General features: G+C 68.7%; 1 protein-coding gene. It reads left to right on the forward strand.

Annotated features, from left to right (window positions below):
- Positions 1-113: 113 nt before the first annotated feature.
- Positions 114-233, forward strand: a 120-nt coding sequence (locus HKX41_13775; protein NNC25202.1) for an enoyl-CoA hydratase/isomerase family protein, incomplete at its 3' end; no start/stop codon positions are given.

Consider the following 233-nt stretch of genomic DNA (forward strand, 5'->3'; position numbering starts at 1 on the left):
CCGGCGGCCAAGAAAGACGCGCACAGCGCGCAGTTCGAAGTGCCGGTGCCCGCCGCGGGCGAAACCAGGCTGACCTACACCGTGCGCTACCGCTGGCCCCAGGACGTCAAACCATGAATTGCGTAGAAACCCAGACCCACGGCGACATCGTCGAAATCAAGCTGGCGCGCGCGCCGGTCAACGCGCTCAACCCGGCGCTGTGCAACGCCGCGCGCGAGGCGGTCGAGCACGCC

Source organism: Salifodinibacter halophilus, from assembly GCA_012999515.1.
Lineage (GTDB): Bacteria > Pseudomonadota > Gammaproteobacteria > Nevskiales > Salinisphaeraceae > Salifodinibacter > Salifodinibacter halophilus.